At 52.2% G+C, this 6000-nt stretch carries 6 protein-coding genes; 4 read left to right on the forward strand and 2 right to left on the reverse strand.

Annotated features, from left to right (window positions below; translation table 11 throughout):
- Positions 1–76: 76 nt before the first annotated feature.
- The gene (locus ACO0K9_RS21825) at positions 77–580 is read right to left on the reverse strand and encodes an Lrp/AsnC family transcriptional regulator (protein WP_422988362.1); all 504 of its coding nucleotides are present in this window, start codon (positions 578–580) and stop codon (positions 77–79) included.
- Positions 581–759: 179 nt separating this feature from the next.
- Between ACO0K9_RS21825 and hppD the strand changes: the two genes are divergently transcribed.
- Positions 760–1872 (forward strand): 4-hydroxyphenylpyruvate dioxygenase, encoded by a 1113-nt coding sequence (gene hppD, locus ACO0K9_RS21830; RefSeq protein WP_422988364.1) that lies wholly within the window; start codon positions 760–762, stop codon positions 1870–1872.
- A 75-nt stretch (positions 1873–1947) separates the two neighbouring features.
- The gene (gene phhA, locus ACO0K9_RS21835; protein WP_422988366.1) at positions 1948–2826 is read left to right on the forward strand and encodes a phenylalanine 4-monooxygenase; all 879 of its coding nucleotides are present in this window, start codon (positions 1948–1950) and stop codon (positions 2824–2826) included.
- A 55-nt stretch (positions 2827–2881) separates the two neighbouring features.
- On the opposite strand, the gene ACO0K9_RS21840 is transcribed toward phhA, so the two are convergent.
- Complete coding sequence (locus ACO0K9_RS21840) at positions 2882–3421, reverse strand: DUF2147 domain-containing protein (RefSeq protein WP_422988368.1); 540 nt, start codon at positions 3419–3421, stop codon at positions 2882–2884.
- A 220-nt stretch (positions 3422–3641) separates the two neighbouring features.
- On the opposite strand from ACO0K9_RS21840, the gene ACO0K9_RS21845 reads away from it, so the two are divergent.
- Together ACO0K9_RS21845 and ACO0K9_RS21850 are read left to right on the forward strand one after the other, a co-directional pair.
- Complete coding sequence (locus ACO0K9_RS21845) at positions 3642–4388, forward strand: response regulator (protein ID WP_422988370.1); 747 nt, start codon at positions 3642–3644, stop codon at positions 4386–4388.
- A complete protein-coding gene (locus ACO0K9_RS21850) occupies positions 4388–5728 on the forward strand; it encodes an ATP-binding protein (protein ID WP_422988372.1) in 1341 nt (446 codons plus the stop codon). The genes ACO0K9_RS21845 and ACO0K9_RS21850 overlap by 1 nt, the downstream gene beginning before the upstream one ends.
- Positions 5729–6000: the final 272 nt, after the last annotated feature.

Raw genomic sequence — 6000 nt, forward strand, 5'->3', positions numbered from 1 at the left:
AGCGGCTGATAATTCCAGGGTTAACTGTTGTGGTCTTTAATTTCATTGGCATACGCATTTTTAACAATTCCTGCAATCAGCCACTGATTACTACAGGCAACGCCGTCGTATCCTTAATCTGCTGCAAGGAAAAACTCGATTTGACATCCAGCACAGCAGGATGGCGCAATAATGTTTCCATCATGAAGCGTGAAAAATGGTTCATGTCTTCCACATGCACCCGCAACAGATAATCCATTTCCCCCGTCATGGCATAACAGGCCACCACTTCCGGCCACTGCGCGACGGAGACAGAAAAGTCTTCACGCGGTGAACGCGAACCGCTCTTACCGGGGTTGTCACTGTGCTTTTCCAACCGCACGTTGACATAAGCCAGCAAACCCAGGCCTATCTTGGCCGGTTCCAGCAGGGCTACATACTTGCGTATGACGCCACTGTCTTCCAGCCGCTTGATGCGGCGCAGACAAGGTGAAGGCGACAGATTCACCCGTTCTGCCACCTCTTGATTGGTCAGCCTGCCATCGGCCTGCAAAATTGCCAGGATTTTTCGGTCAATTTTATCCAGTTCAATTTCCATCATAATCTGCCATTAATTAAATGATTTAAGCAATATTATTGCTCAAATCGTGAAGTCTTTGGGGTATTTGGCAATTATATGGCGCGTTTAGCGGACTATACTGATAGCTTGAGCTACATCAAAGCCTGCCTTGAAAGCAGTCAGATGCAGCGGACACTGATGATGACACTAAGGAGACAGGCATGACTTTCCAGACTTGGGACAACCCTATGGGTACCGATGGCTTTGAGTTTATCGAATACGCAGCACCCGATCCCAAAGCACTCGGCGACTTGTTCGTCACCATGGGTTTCAGCGCGATTGCCAAACACCGCACCAAGGATGTGACGCTGTACCGCCAAGGCGGTGTGAACTTCATCATCAATGCAGAACCTGATTCTTTCGCACAAAAATTTGCCCGCAAACATGGCCAATCCGTTTGCGCTTTCGCTTTCCGCGTCAAGGATGCGAATGCCGCCTACAAGCGTGCACTGGATCTGGGTGCCTGGGGCTTCGACAATAAAACCGGCCCTATGGAATTGAATATTCCTGCCATCAAGGGCATAGGCGATGCACTGATTTATTTTGTCGACCGCTGGCACGGCAAAGATGGTGCAGAACCTGGTGCCATCGGCAATATCAGCATTTATGATGCCGACTTCGTGGCGATTCCCGGTGTAGATTCCAACCCAGTTGGCAAAGGCCTGACTTATATCGATCACCTGACCCACAATGTGCATCGTGGCCGCATGAAGGAATGGGCAGATTTCTATGAAAGCCTGTTCAACTTCCGCGAAATCCGTTACTTCGATATCGCTGGCAAACACACAGGCCTGAAATCCAAAGCCATGACTTCACCTTGCGGCAAAATCCGTATCCCGATCAATGAATCCTCGGATGATAAATCCCAGATCGCCGAATACCTGGACCTGTACCACGGCGAAGGTGTGCAACACATCGCCATGGGCACGGACAATATCTATGACACCGTTGGTGACATGAAAGGCAATGGCGTGGTGTTCCAGGACACCATAGAAACCTACTATGACCTGGTTGACCGTCGCCTGCCTGGCCATGGTGAAAACCTGGACGAATTGCGCAGGTTGCGCATACTCGTCGATGGCAAGAGCACAGAAACATCACGTGAATTGCTGTTACAGATTTTCACGACCACAGTGATTGGCCCTATCTTCTTTGAAATCATCCAGCGCAAAGGCGACCAGGGTTTTGGCGAGGGTAATTTCCGCGCCCTGTTTGAATCGATAGAACTGGATCAGATCTGTCGTGGCGTCATCAAAGACGAAACAACTGTCTGATTTTTCGCCAAACCTGAATGGAGATAAAAAAAGGCTGATCGTCATTATTGATGTCAGCCTTTTTTCTAAAATATGATGGACACCACCGTTACCAACGAAGATTTTCTCGCCACCGTTGCCGAGAAATCGAATGGTGCCGCCCTGCGTGGCAACTATGAAAAAGCCGACGAACATTACGTCGTCGAACAAGACTGGGCCGCCTATACCGAAGCAGAACATGCCCTGTGGCGTAAGCTGTACCAGCGTCAGATGGAGCTTTTGCCCGGCCGCGCCTGTGATGAATTTATCGCAGCACTGCATAAGATGGATGCGGCAGACGGTATCCCGCGCTTTGACCGTACTTCTGAAGAACTCTTTGCTGCCACTGGCTGGCGCATCGTCGCCGTACCTGGTCTGATCCCGGAACTGACTTTCTTTGAACACCTGGCCAATCGCCGCTTCCCTGTCACCGTATGGCTGCGCAAACCGGAAGAATTCAATTACATTGTTGAACCCGATGTCTTCCATGATTATTTCGGCCACGTACCCATGCTGTTCAATCCGGTATTTGCCGATTACATGCAGTTATATGGCAAGGGCGGACTAAAGGCGATGAAACTCGGCGGCCTGGATTATCTGGCACGCCTGTACTGGTACACGGTGGAATTTGGCCTGATCAGGACCGACCAGGGTTTGCGCATCTATGGTGCAGGCATACTGTCGTCTGGTGGCGAAGTTGAATATTGCCTGAAGCCCGGAACAACTTCACGCCATATCCATCTCGACATACAGCGCTGCCTGCAAACCCTGTACAAGATAGACAGCTATCAGGAAACCTATTTTGTCATCGACGATTTCCAGCAACTATTTGATGGTACAGCACCAGACTTCACACCGTATTATGAGAGGCTGAAACAGCTCGATGCCTTGCCAGCCAATACCTTGTTGCCGGGCGAAGTTGAGTTGCTGCCATAGGTCTGCATTGAGATTGAAAACTGAAATGGGGGCATCAAAAGTGATGCTCCCATTTTTATTTTTGCGCAGTGACGGTATTTGATACGCGCGTCCATACCTGGCTACGGCCATTTTCTGGCTTGTCCTTGTATGCTGTGACTTCCAGCTCAGTCGGGCTCAGCATGCGCATCTGGCACGCATAGGTCTGGCCATCGGCGCGATTGAAAATCGTGCCTGACCAGGTGGCGGCTCCGCTCGCCGTAAAGCCCTCCATAATGGTCTTACCCAATACAGGTATCGCGGATGCAGACGTTGCGGTACTGCCCATCGCCGTCATGTTGCTCAAATTCGCCGCATCGTTGATTTTGCTGACTTTGCCGCACACAGACTGACCACAATTGCCGATTTGCACTTCCAGGCTACCGCTCTGGGTCAGCCAGGTACCAGCGAATGCGTCTGGCTTATTTGCCTGGTTATTGGCGAGCTTGTTGGCCTGAATTTCCGCTTCCACAGGTGCCAGGTAGTAATCAGACAAACCGGCCTGCTGGGCCTGGGCAGACCAGGCACTCATCAATACGGTGGCAAAAGTGGTGATAACGATCATTTGCTTTTTCATGTCAGTTCTCCTTGAGTTGTCGAGGTGATGAATTCATCACGGCAACGTCATTAGACAGTCGCAAGGTATCTGGCAGATGTCAGGAAATGCCTTATTTGCATCTGACTATGTGTCAACAGCACTCAGATACACTGGGATACAAAAGATTTTGTCTCTGCCGCTATTTAAGCTATAAAGCACTATGGAATGAACCATCAAGAATGAGCGCCAAGCCCAGCACATGGAAAACACTGAATCCCCGGATCACATCATCATCGTTGATGATGATGCAGAAATACGCGAACTGACTGCCCTGTACCTGCGCAAGAATGGCAACAAGGTCAGCACGGCAGCGGGTGGCAAGCAAATGCGCGCCTTGCTCGAAGGCAGCGCCATTGACCTCATCGTGCTCGATATCATGATGCCGGGCGAAGATGGTCTTAGCCTGTGCCGCGAATTGCGCTCAGGTCCGCACAAAGTCATCCCCCTGTTTTTTCTGACTGCACGCGCAGAAGAGACTGACCGTATAGTCGGCCTGGAAATGGGTGCCGACGATTACCTGACCAAGCCTTTCGCTGCACGGGAATTGCTGGCCCGCATCAAGGCGGTCTTGCGTCGCACACGCATGCTGCCGCCCAAGCTTCGCGAACAAAAACCACCCGCCATGCTCAATTTTGGTGACTGGCAACTTGATACCCTGGCACGCCATCTGCTGGACAGCGAAGGTATTATGGTCACGCTAAGCGGTGCCGAATACCGCCTGTTGCAAGTCTTTGTTGAACACCCGCAACGCGTGTTGAATCGTGACCAGTTGCTGAACCTGACCCAGGGTCGTGACGCTGATTTATTCGAGCGCTCTATCGATTTACTGGTCAGCCGCCTGCGCCAGCATTTGCGCGATGATGCCCGTGAACCACGCTATATCAAGACCGTGCGCAGCGAAGGCTATGTATTTTGCGCACAGGTCACGGCACAAGGGGAAAGCTGATGCACATCATAGAAAGCCCGCACTGGCCGCACACCCTGTTTGGCCGCCTGTGTCTGATTTTGCTGAGTGCCCTGCTGATGGCTTATTCACTCTCGTTTGCCTCGTCGCAATGGGACAAGATGCAGGTCAGGAAAAATCATATGGTCTATTCGGTAGGCAAGGATGTCGCCAATGCCATTTCCTTTCTTGACCGTCTGCCAGTCAGCGAACGTCAGTCCTGGCTGGACAAACTGGCCCGCAACAACTACGTATATACCTTGCAAGCCGCACCCGCGGATGCCACGGACAGCATAGACGTGGACATTGCCAACGAGGCGATAGAGGCCATAAAAAATAATCTGGAGCATCCGGCAAGAATCAGGATCAGCGTACGCACTGAGAACGATAAAAAAATCCTGCAATTGCATCTGGCCTTGAGTGACGGTGCACCAATCACCGTCCGCCTGACTGCGACACCGTACACCATACAATGGAGCATGTTCTCGCTGCTCTGCGTGCAGCTTGCCATCCTCATGCTGGCAGCCTGGCTGGCAGTCAGGACAGCGACACGCCCACTGGCCATGCTGGCTGCAGCCGCCGATGCCATGGTAAAACCAGGTGCCAGGCCACAGTTCCCTGCCCGTGCACCGCGAGAAGTATTCCGTGCAGCTACCGCCTTCCAGAACATGCAAGAACGCATAGACACTTATCTGGCTGAGCGCATGCAAATCCTGGCCTCCATCACCCACGACCTGCAAACCCCCATCACCCGCCTGCGCCTGCGCACCGAACTCATGGACGACGACAGCCAGCGCGATAAAATACAAGCCGACCTGCATGCCATGCAAAAACTGGTAGAGCAAGGTCTGGCCTATGCCAAGGTACAAAATCAATTACAAACGAATCAGGAAGCAAGCAGCAAAATCAATCTTGATGCCCTGGCTGGCAGCCTGGTGCAAGACTATTGCGACACCGGCCAACAGGTCAGCCTGCATGGGCATAGCAGTCAGACTCTACAAACCCGCCCTCTGGCCCTGTCCCGCCTGCTCGGCAACCTCGTCGACAATGCCCTGAAGTTTGGCAGCGAAGTGGAAGTTACCCTGAACAGCGACCAGCAACATGCCGTCATCACCGTACAGGACAGAGGCCCCGGCATCCCCGAAGAGCTATGGAACGCCGTGATGCAACCCTTTGTGCGACTCGAATCCTCCCGCAACCGCGACACCGGCGGCGCCGGCCTTGGCCTGGCCATCGTCGCCCAACTGGCGATACAACTGCATGCCGAAATACGATTTACCAATCGTGAGGGTGGCGGTTTGGCGGTGAGCGTGCGGCTGCCTGTGCAGGCTGGAGTGGATTAAATCGGTTGAACGATTGACTGAAAAATATGCATTGCTGCCGCGGTGACGTTGCTGTTGCTGTTGCTGTTGCTGGTTTTGCCCTTGATTTTCAACCGCTTGGGACGCTGCAATTTGTGCGTCACAGAAAATGGATCAGAAAGCTTCGTGTCTGAGCGAAGCGAGTTTCGAAGCTTTCCCATTTTTTGTGATGCACAAATTGTGCTGGAGCGTAGCGCAAGCACCCAAAGGGCAAGTCTGCGGTCGCCTTTTCTTTGGATACTTTATTTTGGCGA

Origin of the sequence: Undibacterium sp. Ji50W (genome assembly GCF_049340445.1) — a bacterium.
GTDB lineage: Bacteria > Pseudomonadota > Gammaproteobacteria > Burkholderiales > Burkholderiaceae_D > Undibacterium.